This window comes from Parabacteroides sp. AF27-14 (assembly GCF_003635425.1).
Taxonomy (GTDB): domain Bacteria; phylum Bacteroidota; class Bacteroidia; order Bacteroidales; family Tannerellaceae; genus Parabacteroides; species Parabacteroides distasonis.
Window position 1 is genome coordinate 48,581 of sequence record NZ_QTLZ01000023.1, and the last position, 21,144, is coordinate 69,724.

A 21,144-nucleotide genomic window follows, 5' to 3' on the forward strand; every position below is an offset into this window, starting at 1 on the left:
TAAGAAAATGAACAAACAACAGCTATTCGAGAATATTAAAAAGAAACAATCCTTCCTTTGTGTCGGATTAGATACAGATATAAAAAAGATCCCGCAACATCTTTTGTCGGAAGAAGATCCTATTTTCGCATTCAATAAAGCGATCATCGACGCTACCGCCGATTATTGTGTCGCTTACAAGCCGAATCTGGCTTTTTACGAAAGCCTTGGTACAAAGGGCATGATGGCTTTTGAGAAGACTGTGGCTTACTTACGGGAGAATTATCCCGATCAATTTATCATCGCCGACGCGAAACGCGGTGATATCGGAAATACCTCCGAGATGTATGCCCGTTCTTTCTTCGATCATATCAAGGTAGATGCCGTAACGGTCGCTCCCTATATGGGCGAGGATAGCGTAAAACCATTCTTGATCTACCCGGAGGCTTGGGTAATCTTATTGGCCTTGACCTCCAATAAAGGCTCACATGATTTTCAAATGACGGAAGACGCAAATGGTGAACGTCTTTTCGAGAAAGTACTAAAGAAATCGCAAGAATGGGCTAACGATGAGCAAATGATGTATGTAGTGGGCGCTACCCAAGGCAAGATGTTCCTTGATATCCGTAAACAGGCCCCGAATCATTTCTTGTTAGTTCCGGGCGTAGGCGCTCAAGGTGGAAGCTTGGCGGAAGTAGCTCAATACGGGATGAACGACCAATGCGGTCTTTTGGTAAATTCTTCCCGTGCGATTATTTACGCGGATAAGACGGAGGCTTTCGCCAACGTAGCCCGTGAGGCGGCACATGCCGTACAGAAAGAAATGGCCGGTTATCTACATGATAAGGGAATTATTCCCTGCAAAGCATAGGCTATATAAAGAATTTTCACCATTTTTGCAAACTAACTGTCTATAAACAGCGGACAGTCAACGAAGATACATATATAATTGAATAAGTAATGGAGTTTTCAGCCCAACAAATTGCCGGCTTCCTGAACGGAACGATTGAAGGAGATCCGAACGTTAAAGTCAGCAACTTCTCTAAAATAGAAGAAGGAAAGCCAGGTACATTGACCTTTTTGGCGAATCTTAAATATGCGCATCATATTTATAATACCGAGGCAAGCATTGTTTTGGTGAATAATGATTTCAAACCGGAACAACCGATAAGAGCCACACTTGTAAAAGTAGAGAACGCTTATGCGGCGCTCGCGATGTTATTAAATTTGGTAGAGCAATCGAAGAGCAAAAAGAAGGGGGTTGATTCTACCGCTTTTATCGCCGCTTCCGCGATCGTGAGCGACGATTGTTATGTCGGTAACTTCGCCTACATCGGAGAAGGCGTAAAAATGGGTAAGAACTGTATGGTATACCCGCACGCTTATATCGGTGATCACGTGACGGTAGGAGATAACTGCGTATTCTATCCGCATGCCACCGTTTACGAGAATTGTATAATCGGCAATAATTGTATCCTTCATGCCGGTAGCGTAGTCGGGGCTGACGGTTTCGGATTCGCTCCCGAAGGTGAGACTTACAAGAAAATCCCGCAATTAGGCAACGTTATTATCGAGGATGATGTAGAGATCGGAGCCAATACGACAATTGACCGTGCGGTGATGGATTCTACGATCATTCACCGAGGCGTTAAGCTGGACAATCTCGTACAAATCGCTCATAACGTGGAGGTAGGCGAGAATACCGTGATGGCGGCGCAAGTCGGCATCGCCGGTTCCGTAAAAGTAGGAAAGCATTGTATGTTTGGCGGACAAGTTGGTTTGGCCGGACATATCCATGTGGCGGACCACGTCGTATTCGGAGCTCAGGCTGGCGTTATCAGCGACGTGAAGGAAGCGACGACATTGCTCGGGGCGCCGGCGATCAACGCTAAGAACTTCATGCGTTCCAGCGCGATCTTCAACCGTCTTCCGGATATATACCGCTCGCTGGGGCAAATGCAACGGGAGATCGAACAACTCAAGAAAGAAATTAATAAACAATAAAGACCTATGCAAAAACAGAAAACGCTTGCGGCAAGTTTCTCCTTGAAAGGAAAAGGGTTGCATACCGGATTAGATATAGAGATTACGTTTAATCCCGCACCCGAGAACCATGGATACAAGATCAAACGTGTCGATATGGAAGGCCAACCGACGATTGACGCCTTGGCCGAGAACGTGGTTAATACACAACGGGGTACGGTGCTTAGCAAGAATGGCGTTCAAGTAAGTACGATCGAGCACGCGATGGCGGCTTTATACGCTTATGAGATCGATAACTGCTTGATCGAGGTAAACGCACCCGAGTTTCCGATCCTAGACGGAAGTTCTCGCTTCTTCTCCGAGGAAATCCAAAAGACAGGGGTTGTTGAGCAAAACGCTCCGAAGGATTATTATATCGTAAAGCACAAGATCGAGGTAAAAGATGAGGAAACCGGTTCTTCGTTGATCATCCTTCCGGATGATAAGTTCAGCGTGAACGTATTGATCTCATTCGATTCGCCCGTGCTTTCCAACCAATTCGCCACGTTGAACGATCTCAGCGAATTCCCGACAGAATTGGCGGCTTCACGTACGTTCGTATTCGTACGCGAAGTGGAGATGTTGCTCAACAATAACTTGATCAAGGGTGGCGATTTAGACAATGCGATCGTTATCTACGACCAGAAGATACCGCAAGAATCTTTGGACAAATTGGCGGATATGCTGAACATCCCTCACAAGAACGTGCAGGAATTAGGTTATATCAATAACAAGCCGCTTGTATTCGATAACGAACCGGCACGTCATAAATTGATCGACGTGATCGGAGATATCGCCTTGATCGGTAAGCCGATCCGCGGACGTGTGATCGCTACCCGTCCGGGACATAAGATCAATAACCAGTTAGCTCGTATGATCCGCAAGGATATCAAGATGAACGAGGTGCAAGCCCCGGTATACGATCCGAACCGTGAGCCGGTGATGGATATCAACCGTATCCGTGAATTATTGCCGCACCGCTATCCGTTCTTATTGGTTGACAAGATCATCGAGGTTGGCGGGAACTATATCGTAGGCGTAAAGAACATCACGACCAACGAACCGTTCTTCCAAGGGCATTTCCCTCAGGAGCCGGTCATGCCGGGAGTCCTGCAGGTTGAGGCTATGGCACAAACAGGTGGTTTGCTAGTCTTGAATTCCGTAGATGAGCCAGAGCGCTATTCTACCTACTTCATGAAAATAGATGGCGTGAAATTCCGCCAAAAAGTCGTTCCGGGCGATACGTTGATCTTACGTCTGGAATTATTGGCACCGATCCGTCGCGGGATCTCTACCATGAAAGGGTATGTATTCGTTGGTGATAAATTGGTTAGTGAAGCCGAGTTCATGGCTCAGATTGTAAAAAACAAATAATAAGATAAAGTACGATAATGAATATATCTCCTCTAGCAGTCGTTCATCCAGAGGCCCAGATCGGCCAGAATGTAACTATCGATCCGTTTGCCGTGATTGAGAAAGATGTCGTAATCGGTGATAATTGCCATATATATTCTCACGCCGTTATCTTGGATGGCGCACGGATTGGTAAAAATTGCAATATTTTCCCGGGAGCGGTCGTTGCCGGTATCCCTCAAGACATGAAATTCGCGGGGGAAACCACGACGGCGGAAATCGGAGATAACACGACGCTTCGCGAATGCGTGACGATCAACCGGGGTACCGCTTCCAAAGGTAAGACCGTGGTAGGTCGCAATTGCTTAATCATGGCTTATTCGCACGTGGCCCATGATTGCGTCTTAAAAGACCATATTATCATCGGTAACGCTTCGCAAATCGCCGGGGAGGTAGAGATTGATGATTTCGCTATCGTAAGCGGAGGTTCCTTGGTGCATCAGTTCACGCGTATATCCAAGCACGTGATGGTACAAGGCGGTTCTCGTATCGGAAAAGATATCCCTCCTTATACCTTGATCGGCCGTGATCCGATCGTTTATTGCGGTATCAATATCGTAGGTTTACGTCGCCGGGGATTCACGAATCAGCAGGTATTCTTGATTCAAGACATCTATCGCACGCTGTATACCCGAGGCTTGAATAATACGGAGGCGCTGAAAGCGATCGAGACCGAGTACGAGCCTAGCGAGGAACGGGATTTGATCCTCAATTTCATCAAGTCTTCCAGCCGGGGTATCGTAAGAGGTTCGATCGACGAATAAGCGACACGGACATCCGAACAACCAAAAACAAATCGGCGCAAATCCGCATCTTACGATGAGGGGTTTGCGCCGATTCGCTATTTATGTCGCCAAAAGGTTATTTATAGGGTAATTCCCGTGATCTGCCGGATCATTTCAAGATCGATCCCCATAGCTTTCATCTTCTTGGCGTTTTCTAGATTCGCTTCTGCCTTACCTTTCGCCTCGCCTTCCGCCAGTCCTTCCATATGTCCTTCCATATGTCCTTCCATACGTCCCTCAAGCTTCGCCGAATCCAACACGTCATTTTGTATCATGACCGCATTCAAGTGTTCGTCATAAGCGTGTCTGTCCTCAGGAGTCATGGAGTAGTATTTTAATTTTTCTCGAGCTTCGCCTAATCCCGGAGCCATGGTGCCGGGACGGATCGTTCTGTCCTTAAGGTAGTTCATCCATTCCTCTAAGGGAGTGACGGCTACCTTATCGAACTCGTTGACCCGTATAAGTATGTATTCGGGGAAAATCTCGGAAGGTAGCCGGGAAACAATCGCATTCCTCTCTTTCGTGTTGACTACCAATTGATCCTTGGTATGTACGCCGATGAAATGATTCTGCCCGTGATAAAGGTAGTCCTCGCCCAGTGATATGTACTCGGTTATGGTTTTCGCCACGCCATAGAGTACCTGTTCGAGATAATATAGCTTGCGAATATTTTGTATTTTCACGATGATGATCTCGCCCTTGTCGTTAAGCGCCTTGGCGTACACCCTGTTGAACTTGTCATCCTCATGACAGTTGATTACCCTCGCTCTCCAGCAGCTCCACGATGGTAATCTTCTCTCCAAGAAAAAACCGTGAGAAAACCCTCCAGCACACCGAAGTTGGCTTTTTGCCGGAGCAGTCTCTTGATCGCCCAATCGAAACGTATGTATCGGTCTTTTAATTCTTTTATGCGTTGATCCTCCTTTTTTTTATCCATAGTTGATAGGTTTTAAGTTACGGCCCAATAGCGGGCGGTGCCATAAAGATATGTCATTTCGGGCGAAAGACAAAAGATTGATATCTGATACTGTGATTTTTATTATTTACCCATATTACAATTACCTATTCAAGGTGACAACTGCCGCTAATATCTCAGCCGCAGATTCCGTCTCTTTGACGAAGGTTGAAGACGAAGCTACGACGGTCGCCTCAGATACAGGGATCAGACGCGCACCCTCTTTCATTATTTATAGCGACGTATATTGGGTATATCCATATTTTTACTACTTTTGAGGCGATAATAAAACTAAACAACTATGCTATTTAGATTTCTAATCCTATCAGATGAAGCAGATGACTTCAAGCGCGAGATCAAGATTGATTCCGAGTCTACTTTCTTGGATTTGCAAAACGCCATCCTCGACTCTGTAGGTTATACAAAGGATCAAATGACCTCTTTCTTCATATGTGACGATGACTGGAGTAAAAAGACAGAGATCACATTAGTGGAGATGGATACCTCTTCCGAGGAAGACAGCTATGTCATGGCCGATACTCAACTGGAAGAATTGTTGGAAGACGAGCACCAAAAACTACTTTTCGTTTTCGATTATATGACCGAACGTGCCTTCTTCATGGAACTTCGTGAGATCGTTCCGGGAAAAGACTTGGATGCTCCTATTTGCAGCAAATCGGTAGGTACGCCTCCCGCCCAAATAGTTTCTTTCGATGAGTTCGAGGCTAAGAACGGTAGCACGGACGTAGGAGAAGATTTTTACGGTGACTCCGAATACGATATGGACGAATTAGACAAAAGCGGCTTCGACGGTTTAGGCGAAGGTCCGATGGATAATCCTTACGACGACGAGCGCTTTTGATGAATTCCCTCGTTATATTACTTGGGCCGACAGGAGTCGGAAAGACCGAGTTAAGCCTCCAAGTGGCGGAACGTTTCGGCTCTCCGATTATCTCTTCCGACTCCCGTCAGCTCTATAAAGACCTTCCGATCGGCACGGCTGCCCCTACACCGGAACAAATGGCACGTGTCAAGCATTATATGGTAGGCACTCTCTCACTTACCGATTATTACAGCGCCAGCAACTTCGAGGAAGATGTGGTCTCCCTCCTATCCGAATTACATAAAACGATCCCGACCGTCGTAATGACCGGAGGCTCTATGATGTACATCGACGCCGTATGTAAAGGTATTGACGATATCCCGACGGTTACACCGGAGATCCGGGATGCCCTATACATGCAATTTGAAACCGAGGGACTAGCCCCTATCCTCGCTGAATTAAAAGAAGCAGACCCCGTTCATTACGAGGAAGTGGACCGGAATAATTACAAACGAGTGATCCATGCCGTAGAGATTTGCCGGATGACAGGCAAGCCTTACTCCTCCTTCCGCACGAACATTAAGAAAGAGCGTCCGTTCCGGATCATCAAAGTAGGGCTTAATAGAGATCGTGACGAATTATGCGACCGCATCAACCAACGTGTAGATCAAATGATGAGCGAAGGATTATTGGAAGAGGCTCGCCGGGCTTATCCCTTCCGTCATTTGAATTCCTTGAACACGGTAGGTTATAAAGAATTATTCAATTACTTCAGCGGAGAATGGACATTAGACCTCGCCGTGGAGAAAATCAAACGAAACTCCCGGGTCTACGCCCGGAAGCAAATGACTTGGTTTAAACGGGACCCAGAAATAACATGGTTCCATCCGGATGAGACCGAAGCTATATTTACACATCTGAGCCAACAGATCATATAGCGTTTTAACAATGCCCATTATAAGGTGCTTACAATGGGCATTATAAACATGCTTGAATAGGCATTGTAAGCATCTTAAAATAGGCATCAAGGTTTTCCGCTGATTATCAAAGCCAAACGCAACGACTTTATTTCTTGAAAACCAGATAAACCGCCGCTACCAAGAATACGAAAGCAAGCGCATGGTTCCATTTAAACGACTCCCCCTTAAAAGCGATGGTACTGAAGGCCACGAATACCACCAACGTAATCACCTCTTGGATCACTTTCAATTGAATCAAGTTGAACGGCCCCCCGTTATCCCGGAAACCGATGCGATTCGCCGGTACTTGGAAACAATACTCAAAAAAAGCGAGAAACCAACTAAACAGGATTACGCCAAACAAAGGAAGATGCTCAAACCAACTGAATTGTTGCTTCATCTTCAAATGACCATACCAAGCGCATGTCATAAAAATATTAGACACGATCAACAATAAAATCGTATAAACACTTTGCATATTATCTTATTTTTCGAGGTAAATAATCTTCTTGTATATTCGTCATGCTCCCCCAAAGGCTGTAACGGGCCTCCGGATTGATCGCTTCCAGACTTTTCAGCAGCTCTTTCATATCCGAACGACTGGAACCCGACTCATAAGGACAGTTCTTCAATTGTTTCCGGTACCCTTTCCATGCGGCGACCTGAATCAACTCCCTCTCTTCCACCAGACACATCGGACGGATAATCTCCATATCAAACTTATCCATTTTCAACCGGGGAGGCATTGTTCCGAAAGCCCCTTGGTGGGTCAGGTTCATCAACAGTGTCTCTAGGATATCATCTTGATGATGCCCTAGCGCAATCTTATTGCATTTATGAGCCTTAGCGATCTCAAACAAAGCTTTCCGGCGAGTCCAAGAGCATAAAAAGCAGGGAGATTTGCGAGTGTCCGTAGAAGGATCGAAACTTGTCTCATGGACAATGAAAGGCAAATCATGCTCCTCCGCGCAACTTCTAAGATATTCCCGATCCGAACAATAAGGGATATTCGTCATCACGATATGCGCTACCACGACCTCAAACCGAGGACAATAGATTTTCGACCTGCGCCCCAGTAAATCCACCAAGGCCAAGGAATCTTTTCCTCCGGACAACCCGACCAAGATCCGGTCACCATCATTGATCAAGCCATAGTCGAAAATCGCTCTCTTTACCTTATTCTCTATCTTGCGAAACAAACGTTCGTCCGCTGTCAATTTTGCCATATCTTTTCTTTACGGGCGCAAAATTATACATTTATCTTTTCGATTTGTATGCCTCTACAAAAATATTCTTATCTTTGAAACTGCATAACTATATAATCTAGAATAGACAAAATGAAACGGTTATCCAAAAAGCTGCTTTATACGCTAGGAGTTACACTCCTATGCGGAGGAATGCAACTACATGCGCAAAGTCTTGATCAGGCAAAAAAATTATATAACGACGGGAAATACGCGGAAGCCAAACCTGTGTTCGAGAAACTAGTGAAACAAGCGCCAAGCAATGCCTCTTATAATCAATGGTATGGTGTTTGCTGTTTCGAGACCGGAGATTTAGCAGGAGCGGAGAAACATCTTAAGGTTGCCGTAAAGCGTAGGGTACAAGACGCTTATCGATACCTTGGAGAAGTATACTACCAGACCTATCGTTTTGACGAAGCCGAGGAGATGTTCGACGAATACATCACCCTCCTAACAAAAAAGAAACAAGATGTGGAGCCTTACCAGATCCGTATGGACTTGGCGAACAAAGCAAGCCGTATGCTTGATAAGGTAGAGAATGTCCAGATTATCGATAGCTTGGTCGTTGATAAAGATGATTTCTTATCAGCCTATACCTTAAGCGAGGAAAGCGGTACGTTGACCACTTACCAAGATTTCTTCCAGACAAACGATCCGGGCAACTCATCGGTATACATGAACCAGAAGGGGGATAAGATTTATTACGCCCACTCGACAGACGGTAACCACAATTGTCTTTTTACCCAATCCAAGCTCATGGATCAATGGGGAGACGAGAAACAGTTACCGATGAATATCAATAGTGACGCCGACGATGGGTATCCATTCGTGCTATCCGATGGCGTAACGATTTATTACGCATCCAAAGGGAACGGCTCTCTGGGCGGATATGATTTATTCGTCACCCGTTACAACATCAATTCCGATACTTACCTTACACCGGAGCAATTGGGCATGCCCTATAACTCCCCGTTTAACGATTATATGATGGTGATCGACGAAGCCAAGCAATTGGGATGGTTCGTTTCCGATCGTTATCAACCGGAAGGAAAAGTCTGCGTATACTTATTCATCCCGAACGACAACCGCGAGCGAGTAGATAGCGAGGATGTCGAACTAAAACGTGCCCGGGCCTCTATTGCCTCGATCAAGGATTCATGGAAACCCGGATCGAATTACGAAGAGCTTATTCATTTAGCCCATACCGAGATTCCTTATGGACGTATAGAAATAAAGAAAGATTTCACGTTCCCGATCCATGATGATATCGTTTATTACACCTTAGACGATATCCAAAGTCCGGAAGCGAAGAACTACTACGAGAAAGTAGTTTCCATCCATAGACAGATCAAGGAGCTAAATGAGAAACTAGAGAGTTTACGAGCCAGCTACATCAAAGGGAATAAGGCGAAGCGAGAACAACTGAAGCCTACGATTCTTGATGCGGAAGAAAAGTTAAACAACCTGCTCGGCCAACCGGACGAATGGGAGAAAAAGGCACGTAACGCAGAGATCGTATACCTAAGAAACAACCATAAATAAGAAGAACTATGCTACTGGACATAGCCATCATCGTCTTCCTCATGGTAGCGGCCATCCTACTGATACTGGCGGAGATATTCCTTCTTCCGGGAATAACACTCGCGGGTATAGGCGGGGCTATTTTCGCTATCGGCGGAGTCGTTTTCGCTTATACGGTAGGTATATGGGTAGGGCATCTGACTTTATCCTTATCAATCATTACATTCGGAATAATCTTCGCTTGGTTATTGCGTTCCCGGTCTTTTAACAAGATCGCTTTAAAGACAGATATCGATTCCAAGCTGACATCCAGCAGGGATCTCGGAATAGAACCCGGAGACGAGGGGATCACGCTCTCACGCTTAGCCCCTATCGGCAAGGCCCGGATTAAAGGTATTAACGTGGAAGCGAAATCTCAAGACGAATTAATCGATGAGAACACGCCGATCGTAGTGATCAGGGTAGACAGTTACAACGTAATTGTCCGTCCTAAAGAAGAAACAAATATTCACGCTTAATTTTTTATATATGGAAATAACCTTTTTGCCACTTATCCTATTGGGGGCCGCAGTACTTCTGCTGGCAATCTTTTTCTATTATGTGCCGTTCCTGTTATGGATCTCGGCCAAAGTATCAGGAGTCAATATCTCCTTGATCCAGTTATTCTTGATGCGTATCCGAAAAGTTCCTCCCTACATCATCACTCGTGCGATGATCGAAGCGCATAAGGCAGGAATAAAGACGCTTACACGCGACGAGCTGGAAGCGCACTATTTAGCGGGTGGACATGTCGAGAAAGTAGTGCATGCGCTGGTTTCCGCGTCGAAAGCGAATATCGACCTTCCTTTCCAGATGGCTACCGCTATCGACTTGGCCGGACGTGACGTATTCGAGGCTGTACAAATGTCGGTAAATCCGAAAGTGATCGATACCCCTCCGGTAACAGCGGTAGCGAAAGACGGAATCCAGTTAATCGCCAAGGCACGTGTCACCGTTCGTGCGAATATCAAGCAATTAGTGGGTGGTGCCGGAGAAGAGACGATCTTAGCCCGTGTAGGTGAAGGTATCGTATCTTCCATTGGTTCATCCGAAAGCCATAAGACCGTATTGGAAAATCCGGATTCCATCTCGAAATTAGTGCTTCGCAAAGGGCTTGACGCCGGAACAGCTTTCGAAATCCTTTCCATCGATATCGCCGATATCGATATAGGTAAGAACATCGGCGCTTTCTTGCAAATGGATCAAGCTCAAGCGGATAAGAATATCGCTCAGGCGAAAGCCGAGGAACGCCGTGCGATGGCTGTCGCCCTCGAGCAAGAGATGAAGGCGAAAGCACAAGAAGCCCGTGCCAAGGTGATCGAGGCAGAAGCGGAAGTTCCCAAGGCAATGGCAGACGCTTTCCGCACAGGAAACCTAGGCGTAATGGACTATTACAAGATGAAGAACATCGAGGCGGACACTTCTATGCGTGAAGCGATAGCTAAACCGACCGGTACTCCATCAAAACCATTAAAGGACTAAAATAGTTATATACATGGAACTATCTCCAAGGGCAGGGTCGCACCTTGCCCTTTTATGATTAAAAGTAAACTTAATTAGCTGATCGAATATGAGAACAATCCCCGCTTCAGAATTAGCGATCCATTCAGATGGTAGTGTTTTCCACCTGCATTTAAAACCAGAACAACTCGCGGATCGTGTGGTACTTGTTGGCGATCCCGCACGGGTTACAACCGTCGCTTCCTATTTTGAGTCTCAGGAATGTGAGGTTTCCAGCCGGGAGTTTCATACCATCACGGGCCAATACAAGGGAAAACGTATCACGGTTGTATCCCATGGCATCGGTACAGATAATATTGATATCGTATTAAATGAGTTGGACGCTCTCGCTAATATTGACTTCTCAACCCGTACGATCAAGCCGGAATTCAAGCAACTTTCCCTAGTTCGTATCGGGACTTCCGGAGGGTTACAGCCATTTGTCCCGATTGGGACTTACGTAGCTGCGGAGAAATCGATCGGATTCGATGGAGTCATTTATTTCTACGCAAATAGTAATTCCGTTCGTGACGCAGACTTGGAATCTGAATTAATAAAACAGCTTGATTGGCGGCTTAGCGGCATATGGCCTTATGTCGTATCGGCAGATCCATCGTTGATCGAGCAAATCACCCGTAATGATATTATCCGGGGAACGACTATCGCGGCCAATGGCTTCTACGGGCCGCAAGGGCGCGAGCTCCGATTGCCCTTGACTGATCCGGAATTGAACCGGAAAATAGAGGCTTTCGAGTACAACGGGCGAAAGATTACGAACTTCGAGATGGAGAGCTCCTCTTTAGCTGGTCTGGCCGCTCTCATGGGACACCGGGCAATGACCGTATGTTGTATTATCGCCGGACGTGTGGATAATCATATGAATACGGATTATAAAGGTTCTTTGGAGGAACTGATTGAAACTGTATTAGACCGTATATAATAATATCAAGACTATGAAGTGGGATCATTCACTAATCGATACGTTGGAATGGGGGAATCAGATCTCCCATAAGGAAGATAAAATAAAGATAGCGGACCTTATCGCATCTAAAGTCGAAAACGGACAAGTCATAGGTGTTGGCTCCGGTTCTACCTCCTATCTAGCGTTGATTCGCATAGCGGAACGTATCCGGACGGAACGTCTTTCCATCTTGGCGATCCCCACTTCATTAGAAATCCGGATGACTTGCGCCCAGCTAGGCATTCCGGTTACCAGCCTGTTTTCCCACAAGCCGGACTGGACCTTCGATGGGGCTGATGAAGTAGATTCCCACTTTAACTTGATCAAAGGGCGTGGAGGCGCCATGTTCAAGGAAAAGCTATTAATCAGTTCCAGTCCGCAGACCTATATACTGGTCGATCCTTCCAAGAAAGTGGAGAGGCTGGGAGCTAAATTCCCGATCCCGATAGAGATTTTCCCGGGAGCTCTCACCTATGTAGAGGACAGACTCCAGCGTTTGAACCCCGGTGAGATAAAACTTCGTATGGGGCAAGGTAAGGATGGACCGATCATTACCGAGAATGGCAATATGATCCTAGACGTATGGATGGACTATATCCCTGAAAATACAGAATCCACTCTCAAGTCGATTACGGGCGTACTCGAGAGTGGACTCTTTATGAACTATAAGGTAGAAGTATTAGGGCTTACTTCATGAATCCTTGTTGTTTCAATACCTTCAAGAGCACCTCGGAGAAATGTTCACTATTTTTCTTCGTATAGCGTACGTCCGTAAAGACCTGCGCCAGTGTTTCCTTATTATTCTCCCTTACAAACTGCTTATTCACCTCTAATGCCTCTTTCTCACTATACAAGGCATCGATGGAAGCCGGAGTAAAGTCCGTATAAGTCTCGTTTTGTACCACAGCCGCCAATGGTAAACGTTCAACTTGAGCGGGTATAGGCTCTGCCGGATAACCCACCGTAACCGTAACGATCGGGACAACCAGACGGGGAAGAGAAAGCGCCTCAATGATCTGGTCCGCATTATAAGCCGTCGTACCCAGATAGCAAATGCCTAAGCCTTTTTCCTCAGCGGCATTGCAGAAACTCTGGGCGAACAACATCGCATCTATCGTCGAAGCGATAAACGTTTGTAAATTATCGAATCCGGCCTCCGCTTTCCTGCACTCCGCCCATTTCACGAAACGGTTCGCGTCCGCACAAAAAGTAAGTACCACCGGGGCTCCCGTAATCATTGGTTGGTTAAAATGAGCCGGAGCCAGTTTCTCCTTGTTCGCAGGGTCGCGGGTAACCACGACACTATACAATTGCATATTTCCTGTATTCGAGGCACGAGTAGCCACTTCCAATAATTCATTCAGCAAAGACTCCGGGATATCCTGATCCGTATATTTACGGATACTTCTTCTATTCTTCATGCATTCTAACATAGCAATCCTATTTTTAAATTCTCAATAACTAAATCCTAATATCCATGCCGGCATACGGTTAAACACGCTTTTCGGTAACCCGTAGATAGCCGCATAAGCGTCGGGTACGAAGCGGAGACGATCATATCCCCTTAAGGGATCACCTACGGCGAAGATATATTTACCGCCAATCAAGAAATCTCCGTTCTCCATGAATTCCACGTTCGCCACGGAACGCATCTGGCTTAAGAAATAGGTTTCACACATCAATTGCCGATTCTCCTTATCTCCGAAAAAAGAGATCAGCAAGTTGGTATCCCCCATAAAGACTTTCTGCTTGGCCGGAGTGGTTCCCAGTTGGTCTGCCGAGTAATAAATAAGCCTCACATCATGAAAGAAACGCAACAGGCTATCGCTTTGCTGACGAAGCATATTTGTCTTACGGGTTACATCAATCGATTTCGGACGTAAAGGAGCCGACTCAGCCACCATCATAAAATATTTTTGAGCTCGTTCCAGATTACTCATCGAAATAGAAACCACCGAAGGCAAATCCCGGCAAATCTCTTTTCTCACTAATTCTTGCAGACGGAAATAATACATATCCGGGTCTTGCCAATAAAAAGGATAACATCCATGTTCCAGATAGTTCCGGTAAATCGGCACAATATTCATCTCCGCATTGATCTCCTTCACCAAATCATGATGGTTCGCTAAGATATCCTCCAACGGAATGGGATCTTTATCCAGAATGCTTTCGTAAGAAAGGAATTCACGGAACGACATCGGATGCATGGTATAAAAAGCAGCCTCATGCCTTAACCCGTTCCGCACCTCTGTCTGCGAGTACAAAGAAGTGGTAGCGAAAACAATCTTTAAGGCGGGGTTGGCATCCAATAAAGCTGAGACCTCTTCCATCCAGCCCGAATAGAAATGGATCTCATCCAAAAACAAATAATGCCCCCCGGCTTGCAGGAACTCCTTAACCGCATCGGTCAATGAATGTGTCTCAAACCAGAAATCATCCAGATTCACATACAGGGCTTCCCGTGAATCTTCAAATTTCAACTTAATATGCTGTAACAACAAGGTAGTCTTACCAACCCCTCGAGAGCCGAAGATGCCGATTAACCGATCCTCCCACTCTATCCGTGCATGCAAATAACGCAGGAATGTACAATTTATTCCTTTCAACAATAGCTGATGATTCCGCTGAAGCAAGTCCATATACAAATCTGTTTTACGCGAATATAAAAAATGTTCCGTGTTTTTCGTACCTTTGTCAACACTAAACCAATAAAAAGATGAATACATCCAAAGTCTACTTTACTAATTTACGCACGACCCCCAGCAGCAACCTGCTGGATAAGATGGAACGTCTGGTAAAACGTGCCGGTATCGCCAATATCGACTTCAAAAATCAATTTGTAGCCATTAAGATCCACTTTGGCGAACCGGGGAATTTGGCATACATTCGTCCTAATTACGCCGCTCGCTTGGTGAGCCTGTTACGTGAATTAGGCGCGAAACCGTTCCTTACCGATTGCAACACCTTATACTCGGGCCGCCGCTCCAACGCTGTCGATCATCTTCAAAGCGCCATGGAAAATGGGTTCAATCCCATGTCCGCCGGTTGCAACGTTATCATCGCCGATGGCGTGAAAGGTACGGACTACCGGGAAATCGAGATTGACGGGCAATATTGCAAGGCCCCGAAAATAGGTGCCGCTATCGCCGATGCCGATATCATCATTTCCATGAACCATTTCAAAGGTCACGAGCAAGCCGGTTTCGGCGGTGCGCTGAAAAACCTCGGGATGGGATGCGCCAGCGTAGGCGGTAAACTGGAATTACATTGTGCCTCACAACCCCGTATCGATACGGAGGCTTGTAAAGGCTGTAACATCTGTGTAAAGCACTGCGCTCACGATGCCATCCATTTGAATAACAACCGAAAGGCCGAAATTGATTACGAGCGTTGTGTAGGTTGCGGGCAATGTGTGGCTCTTTGCCAGTACGACGGTGCCGTAATGGGCGAAGGTGATACTTCCGAGCGATTGAATTACAAGATCGACGAGTACACGAAAGCCGTATTAGCAGACAAGCCTCATTTCCATGTTAGTTTTATCATGAACGTATCTCCGGAATGCGATTGCTGGAATCATAACGATGCCGCCATCATCCCCGATTTGGGTATCGCCGCGTCTTTCGATCCGGTGGCCTTGGATAAGGCTTGCGCCGATATGGTTATCAACGCTCCTATCATCGGAGGTAATAAATTAGCCGAGACTCATCCTCACGAACACCTTGAGGGAGAGGATAAATTCCATTTGATTCATCCGGATACGAACTGGCAAGCCGGCCTACGTTATGCGGAGGAAATCGGACTGGGTTCTCAAGCGTATGAATTAATAACAGTTTAATAGACGGAATGAGTACAATTTGCGCTATATCTACAGCTCCGGGAGTAGGAGGAATCGCAGTGGTCCGTGTCTCCGGGCCGGATGCTTTCAAGATTTGTGATCGGATATTCCGGCCGAAGAAGGTAGATAAGAGTTTATCTACCCAAAAGGCTTATACCTTAACGTATGGTTCCATCGTCGGTAACAATGACGAAACCATAGATGAGGTGATCGCCGCTGTTTTCCGTGCCCCCCATTCTTTCACGGGGGAAGATACGGTGGAAATCACCTGCCACGGCTCGACGTATATCCAACAACAAATCCTGCAATTCCTTATCTCCAGCGGATGCCGTATAGCGCAACCGGGTGAATATACGCAACGTGCTTTCATGAATGGCAAGATGGACCTTAGCCAAGCGGAGGCCGTTGCGGATTTAATCGCCTCCACTTCGGCCGGCCAACATCGTTTGGCTCTAAGCCAGATGCGAGGTGGTTTCAGTAGGGAACTCGCCGAACTTCGAAACCAACTGCTCCATTTCACCTCTCTCATGGAATTGGAACTGGATTTCAGTGACCATGAGGAATTAGAGTTCGCTGATCGTAGCGAGCTTCGCACGCTTGCGGATCATATCGAACAGGTCATCTCCAAACTCGCCCAATCTTTCAGCGTAGGTAACGCTATCAAAAACGGTATTCCTGTCGCCATCATCGGTGAGACGAATGCCGGCAAATCTACTTTACTAAACGCCTTGTTGAACGAGGATAAAGCGATCGTCAGCGACATCCACGGAACGACCCGTGACGTTATCGAGGATACGATCAATATCAACGGCCAGCTCTTCCGTTTCATCGACACCGCCGGTATCCGTGAAACAAGCGATACGATCGAAGCTCTTGGTATTGAACGTAGTTTCAAGGCTCTAGACCAAGCGCAAATCGTCATCCTCATGTACGACTTAACCCGTGACCTCAAGGATTTCGAGGCTTTCTATCAAGAAATAGCTCCGAGATTAACGAATAAGTCTGTTATCTTAGCGATGAACAAATGCGATGTATTACCCGCATCCTCTCTCCCAACCTTCTCTTTCCCCACCGAAGGCTGGCATCAAATCGCTATTTCCGCCAAAGGCAAGCTGCATATCGCAGAGCTACAACAACTCCTCACGGAAGTCTCTTCCATCCCCACCCTCCACCAAAGCGACATCATCGTAACGAATGCCCGCCACTTCGAGGCGCTTACGCATGCGCTGGAAGCTATACATAGGGTACAAGAAGGTTTGAACTCCAGCCTTTCCGGGGATTTCATCTCGCAAGATTTACGGGAGTGTATATTCCATTTATCGGATATCGTAGGAGAGGTTACGACGGATCAGGTGTTGGGGAATATATTTCGGCATTTTTGCATCGGGAAATAAAATACAGAAGAAATCTATTAATTATAATATAAACTTCTCCACATCACATCTAAAACTATTTAAGATTTCCTTTTTTATTATTTCAATAGTTTTTCTAACTTTGTCATTATTGAACCCAAAAGGATAAAGTATGCAAAGCAAAGAATCTGACATAAACGAGATCATGGAACAAATCGTTCAATTCTCAGAAGATAGAGATTGGGATCAGTTCCATAATGGCAAAGATTTAGCTCTTGCTCTTTCTATTGAAGCCTCTGAGCTAAACGAAGCATTTTTATGGAAAAGCGCAGAAGATGTTAAAATAGATAAAATAAAAGAGGAACTAGCAGACATCATTAACTATGCTTTCTTAATTGCTTATAAATATAATTTAGACATTAAAGACATCGTCTTAACTAAACTAAAAAGAAACGCAGAAAAGTATCCTATAGACAAAGCAAAAGGCTGTGCAAAGAAATATAGCGAATTATGATTAGAAATTATCACACAACAATAACAGATTACATTTTTAATAAAAAGACTTTTTCCGAATTGAAAGAATCAACATTCGGAGACAAATGGCCTGTTGTATATATAATTGAAGATAAAGGAAAAAGGTTGGCATATATTGGAGAAACAACTAATATATGTAATCGCATAAATCAGCATTGGAATAATCCAAAACGAAAAAAACTTAAAAGCATTCATATTATCCACAATCCTGCTTTTAATAAATCCGTAATTTTAGATCTTGAAGCTTTTCTTATCAAATATATTGCCTCTGATGGTAAATATCAGTTACAAAATGGAAATGGAGGTCAACATTTTCACCATTACTATCAACGAGAGGAATACCAAAAAGAATTCAAGTACATTTGGCAAATTTTAAAAAAACACAATATAGTTACTCAAGATATTAGAATCATTGAAAATAGTGATTTGTTTAAATATTCTCCATATAAGACATTAACAGAAGAACAATATAAGATAACATACCAAATAATCGAAAGATTGAAAACAGACCTATCCAATGGTATTCCCCGAATATCCATTATTGATGGTGGAGCAGGAACAGGAAAGTCCATTTTAGGTATCTTTTTATTAAAACTTTTAGTAGATGCTCAAAATGAGACTAATTGGGCTATAGAGGAAAATAATTTGGAAGAAGACCTTAACTTAATCGCAAATGGGCTCAATTATAATTTAAAAATGGGATACGTTGTCCCTATGCAAAATTTTCGTAAGACATTAAAAAAGGTATTCAAAGGTATTAAAGGATTAAGTCCCAATATGGTTCTTAGTCCCGCAGATGTCGCTAATTCACAAGACAAATATGATATTCTGATTATTGATGAATCTCATAGATTAAGACAACGATATGGTTTAGCTAGCCCCGGAGACTATAAAGCTTTTGATCATAAGAATGAGATTTTAGGATTAGGGAAGAAAGGGACGGAGCTTGATTGGATCTTAAAAAAGAGCAAATATCAATTTTTCTTCTATGATTCAGGACAATCCATCAAACCAACAGATGTTGATCCTGAAAGATTTTTTCTTCTACTTCAAAATAAACATAATTACAAGTATAAACTGACTTCTCAACTTCGTTGTAAAGGAGGAAATGATTATATTCAATATATCCAGAATATTTTAAATTGCAAACAAAAGTCAAAAATTACTTTTAAAGAATATGATCTGAAATTATATGAAGATGTTGACGACATGATATCTGAGATAAAAAAGAAAAATAAGGAAGTCGGACTTTGCAGAAATATAGCAGGATATGCTTGGGATTGGAAAACAAAAGGAAAATCATTAAGCTCAATAATAAAAGAGAATCTATTTGACATAGAGATTAATGGTTATAAATATATATGGAACAGAACAGATACAGATTGGATCAATTCCCCAAACTCAATCAATGAAATTGGCTGTATCCATACAACTCAAGGATTCGATCTTAATTATGCAGGTATTATTCTAGGACCAGAAATTGATTATGATAATGAAAAGAATCGTATTTTTATTTATAAAAAGAGATATAAAGACAACAAGGGAAAAATGGGAATAGAGAATGATTCCATTCTACTTGCTTACATAAAGAACATCTATACAACTATCTTAGAAAGAGGTCTGGAAGGTACATATATTTACGTATGTAATGACTCCTTAAGGAATTATTTAAAACAGTTTTTTCCTGTTATTAAGCATAATACAGAGAAGCTACTATTTACAGAAAAAGTTAAAACAATCGAGATCTGTGAAGATATTATACCAGAAGACCAATTTTCCGAATATCTTCCATTATATACAATTCAAGCAGCATGTGGCTATTTTGGAGAGGGTGATGAAGTAAATAAATTAGGATGGATAAAAGTATCAAATCTGGGAAAATTAGACAAAAATATGTTTGTTGTACAAGCCAAAGGTAATTCAATGGAACCAACAATTCATGATGGAGATTATTGCGTGTTCAGAGCAAACCCTGTTGGTAGTAGACAAGGAAAAATAGTTTTAACCCAGCACATAAACTTCTATGATGGCGATAACGTAGGTAATTATTCTATTAAAACTTATACCAGCCTAAAGAAATATTCTGAAACTGGAGAATGGGAACACGAAAAAATAGTTCTTGAGCCCAAAAACAAGGACTATAAATCTATTTCAATCGATAATGTGGACTGTAATGAATTTAAAGTTATCGGAGAGTTCATTGGAATAATTAAACCCTAAATAGAGAATTATAGTCTCTCCATCTGACATTCAATCCCGTTGATAAAATAGTTGAGCTTTACGAGCGATTGTTAAAGGCCGAGCAAGAAAAGGTGGCTATACTCCATGAGATCGTAAAGGATAAATAAGTATCGATCGCAAATCTCTTTCGCCTGACGAGCAAAACGAGATTAGAAAGAAGTATAACTTCGATAAATACAATAAATAATGAAAAAAGAAATTCTATTCGTCTTGTTAAAAGACTTTGCCGATTGGGAAGGAGCTTATATCGCTCCAAACCTCAATGCAGGTGTTGAACCCGGAAGTGAAAGCAAATATATAGTTAAAACCGTATCTGTCAGGAAAGAGCCGGTTGTATCGATCGGAGGATTCAAGGTGCTCCCCGACTATGGGATCCATGACATTCCGGCCGATTATGCAGGGATCGTATTAATAGGTGGCATGAGCTGGTTCACCCCGGAAGCCGAAACCATTGTCCCTCTGGTTAAAGAGGCCATAGAGAAGAAGAGGCTGGTGGCCGGAATTTGTAACGCCTCCGTCTTTCTTGGCAGGCACGGTTTCTTGAACCATGTAAATCATACCAGCAACGGATTGGATTACCTCAAACAATTTGCGGGGGTTAATTATACAGGTGAAAATCTTTATATGGATGAACTGGCTGTCAGAGCCGGAAACATTGTAACCGCCAACGGATTTGCCACTCTGGAGTTCTGCCGTGAAATACTATATGCGCTGGAAGCTGACTCTTCCAAGAAAATAGAGAGAAGCTATCGATTGAACAAAACAGGTGTTTGGGAAGATCCAGAAGTGGGATAAATTATTATCGCGGTTTATAGCTGAAAGCCGGGGATGTATCCCATAAGATGTGTATGAATTTAAATAATACGAAATCAGCTACCACATCTACCATTACCCTTAAAAGTTCCTTGCTATAAATCACTTATCTAATGAAGGTGTCTGAAAAGGATACCTTCTTTTTTGTTATGCTGCCCGTTCATTATC

General features: G+C 44.0%; 21 protein-coding genes and 2 pseudogenes. 17 read left to right on the forward strand and 6 right to left on the reverse strand.

Annotated features, from left to right (window positions below; translation table 11 throughout):
* The first annotated feature begins 7 nt into the window (after positions 1-7).
* The 4 genes from pyrF (at position 8) to lpxA (ending at position 4,178) form a co-directional block, all read left to right on the forward strand.
* Positions 8-850 carry an orotidine-5'-phosphate decarboxylase gene (gene pyrF / locus DWY79_RS18440; RefSeq protein ID WP_005854382.1) on the forward strand — a complete coding sequence of 281 codons (843 nt, stop codon included), beginning with the start codon at positions 8-10 and terminating at the stop codon, positions 848-850.
* A gap of 89 nt (positions 851-939) precedes the next feature.
* Complete coding sequence (gene lpxD / locus DWY79_RS18445) at positions 940-1,983, forward strand: UDP-3-O-(3-hydroxymyristoyl)glucosamine N-acyltransferase (RefSeq protein ID WP_005854380.1); 1,044 nt, start codon at positions 940-942, stop codon at positions 1,981-1,983.
* A 6-nt stretch (positions 1,984-1,989) separates the two neighbouring features.
* A complete protein-coding gene (locus DWY79_RS18450; RefSeq protein WP_005854379.1) occupies positions 1,990-3,375 on the forward strand; it encodes a bifunctional UDP-3-O-[3-hydroxymyristoyl] N-acetylglucosamine deacetylase/3-hydroxyacyl-ACP dehydratase in 1,386 nt (461 codons plus the stop codon).
* 17 nt (positions 3,376-3,392) lie between these two features.
* Complete coding sequence (gene lpxA / locus DWY79_RS18455) at positions 3,393-4,178, forward strand: acyl-ACP--UDP-N-acetylglucosamine O-acyltransferase (protein ID WP_009018102.1); 786 nt, start codon at positions 3,393-3,395, stop codon at positions 4,176-4,178.
* Positions 4,179-4,279: 101 nt separating this feature from the next.
* Here lpxA and DWY79_RS18460 read toward each other — a convergent pair.
* Positions 4,280-5,136: pseudogene (locus DWY79_RS18460) on the reverse strand (PD-(D/E)XK nuclease family transposase).
* A 121-nt stretch (positions 5,137-5,257) separates the two neighbouring features.
* Complete coding sequence (locus DWY79_RS23320; protein ID WP_255352131.1) at positions 5,258-5,383, reverse strand: hypothetical protein; 126 nt, start codon at positions 5,381-5,383, stop codon at positions 5,258-5,260.
* A 72-nt stretch (positions 5,384-5,455) separates the two neighbouring features.
* Between DWY79_RS23320 and DWY79_RS18470 the strand changes: the two genes are divergently transcribed.
* Together DWY79_RS18470 and miaA are read left to right on the forward strand one after the other, a co-directional pair.
* Entirely contained in the window at positions 5,456-6,016 is a 561-nt protein-coding gene (locus tag DWY79_RS18470) for a hypothetical protein (protein WP_005854369.1), read from the forward strand.
* Positions 6,016-6,915, forward strand: coding sequence for a tRNA (adenosine(37)-N6)-dimethylallyltransferase MiaA (gene miaA / locus DWY79_RS18475; RefSeq protein ID WP_011966695.1), 900 nt, complete (start codon positions 6,016-6,018; stop codon positions 6,913-6,915). The genes DWY79_RS18470 and miaA overlap by 1 nt, the downstream gene beginning before the upstream one ends.
* Before the next feature lie 127 nt (positions 6,916-7,042).
* On the opposite strand, the gene DWY79_RS18480 is transcribed toward miaA, so the two are convergent.
* Entirely contained in the window at positions 7,043-7,414 is a 372-nt protein-coding gene (locus tag DWY79_RS18480) for a DMT family protein (RefSeq protein ID WP_005854365.1), read from the reverse strand.
* 1 nt (position 7,415) lies between these two features.
* Positions 7,416-8,162 carry a tRNA 2-thiocytidine biosynthesis TtcA family protein gene (locus DWY79_RS18485; RefSeq protein ID WP_122144878.1) on the reverse strand — a complete coding sequence of 249 codons (747 nt, stop codon included), beginning with the start codon at positions 8,160-8,162 and terminating at the stop codon, positions 7,416-7,418.
* Between the two features lie 111 nt (positions 8,163-8,273).
* Here DWY79_RS18485 and DWY79_RS18490 point away from each other — a divergent pair, with 111 nt between their 5' ends.
* The 5 genes from DWY79_RS18490 (at position 8,274) to rpiA (ending at position 12,898) form a co-directional block, all read left to right on the forward strand.
* The gene (locus tag DWY79_RS18490) at positions 8,274-9,722 is read left to right on the forward strand and encodes a tetratricopeptide repeat protein (RefSeq protein ID WP_122144877.1); all 1,449 of its coding nucleotides are present in this window, start codon (positions 8,274-8,276) and stop codon (positions 9,720-9,722) included.
* An 8-nt stretch (positions 9,723-9,730) separates the two neighbouring features.
* The gene (locus DWY79_RS18495; protein WP_009275728.1) at positions 9,731-10,219 is read left to right on the forward strand and encodes an NfeD family protein; all 489 of its coding nucleotides are present in this window, start codon (positions 9,731-9,733) and stop codon (positions 10,217-10,219) included.
* 10 nt (positions 10,220-10,229) lie between these two features.
* The gene (gene floA / locus DWY79_RS18500; protein WP_005854361.1) at positions 10,230-11,222 is read left to right on the forward strand and encodes a flotillin-like protein FloA; all 993 of its coding nucleotides are present in this window, start codon (positions 10,230-10,232) and stop codon (positions 11,220-11,222) included.
* A gap of 88 nt (positions 11,223-11,310) precedes the next feature.
* Positions 11,311-12,180, forward strand: a complete 870-nt coding sequence (locus DWY79_RS18505) for a nucleoside phosphorylase (protein WP_005864339.1) — start codon at positions 11,311-11,313, stop codon at positions 12,178-12,180.
* 13 nt (positions 12,181-12,193) lie between these two features.
* Positions 12,194-12,898, forward strand: a complete 705-nt coding sequence (gene rpiA / locus DWY79_RS18510; protein WP_122144876.1) for a ribose 5-phosphate isomerase A — start codon at positions 12,194-12,196, stop codon at positions 12,896-12,898.
* Here rpiA and DWY79_RS18515 read toward each other — a convergent pair.
* Together DWY79_RS18515 and DWY79_RS18520 are read right to left on the reverse strand one after the other, a co-directional pair.
* Entirely contained in the window at positions 12,888-13,634 is a 747-nt protein-coding gene (locus tag DWY79_RS18515; protein WP_005854358.1) for a nitroreductase family protein, read from the reverse strand. The two genes, rpiA and DWY79_RS18515, sit on opposite strands and share 11 nt — an antisense overlap.
* 21 nt (positions 13,635-13,655) lie before the next feature.
* Positions 13,656-14,840, reverse strand: coding sequence for an AAA family ATPase (locus DWY79_RS18520; protein WP_036617201.1), 1,185 nt, complete (start codon positions 14,838-14,840; stop codon positions 13,656-13,658).
* A gap of 77 nt (positions 14,841-14,917) precedes the next feature.
* Here DWY79_RS18520 and DWY79_RS18525 point away from each other — a divergent pair, with 77 nt between their 5' ends.
* The 6 genes and pseudogenes from DWY79_RS18525 to DWY79_RS18550 all read left to right on the forward strand — a co-directional run bounded on the left by DWY79_RS18525 (position 14,918) and on the right by DWY79_RS18550 (position 20,958).
* Positions 14,918-16,036 carry a DUF362 domain-containing protein gene (locus DWY79_RS18525; protein ID WP_008773563.1) on the forward strand — a complete coding sequence of 373 codons (1,119 nt, stop codon included), beginning with the start codon at positions 14,918-14,920 and terminating at the stop codon, positions 16,034-16,036.
* A gap of 8 nt (positions 16,037-16,044) precedes the next feature.
* Complete coding sequence (gene mnmE, locus DWY79_RS18530) at positions 16,045-17,430, forward strand: tRNA uridine-5-carboxymethylaminomethyl(34) synthesis GTPase MnmE (protein ID WP_122370016.1); 1,386 nt, start codon at positions 16,045-16,047, stop codon at positions 17,428-17,430.
* 130 nt (positions 17,431-17,560) lie between these two features.
* On the forward strand, positions 17,561-17,902 hold the full coding sequence (locus DWY79_RS18535) for a nucleotide pyrophosphohydrolase (protein WP_005854323.1): 342 nt from the start codon (positions 17,561-17,563) through the stop codon (positions 17,900-17,902).
* A complete protein-coding gene (locus DWY79_RS18540) occupies positions 17,899-20,142 on the forward strand; it encodes a DNA/RNA helicase domain-containing protein (protein ID WP_122370018.1) in 2,244 nt (747 codons plus the stop codon). The genes DWY79_RS18535 and DWY79_RS18540 overlap by 4 nt, the downstream gene beginning before the upstream one ends.
* Positions 20,143-20,168: 26 nt before the next feature.
* Positions 20,169-20,270: pseudogene (locus tag DWY79_RS23125) on the forward strand (XRE family transcriptional regulator); the annotation flags it as partial.
* A gap of 79 nt (positions 20,271-20,349) precedes the next feature.
* On the forward strand, positions 20,350-20,958 hold the full coding sequence (locus tag DWY79_RS18550) for a type 1 glutamine amidotransferase family protein (RefSeq protein ID WP_122370020.1): 609 nt from the start codon (positions 20,350-20,352) through the stop codon (positions 20,956-20,958).
* Positions 20,959-21,144: the final 186 nt, after the last annotated feature.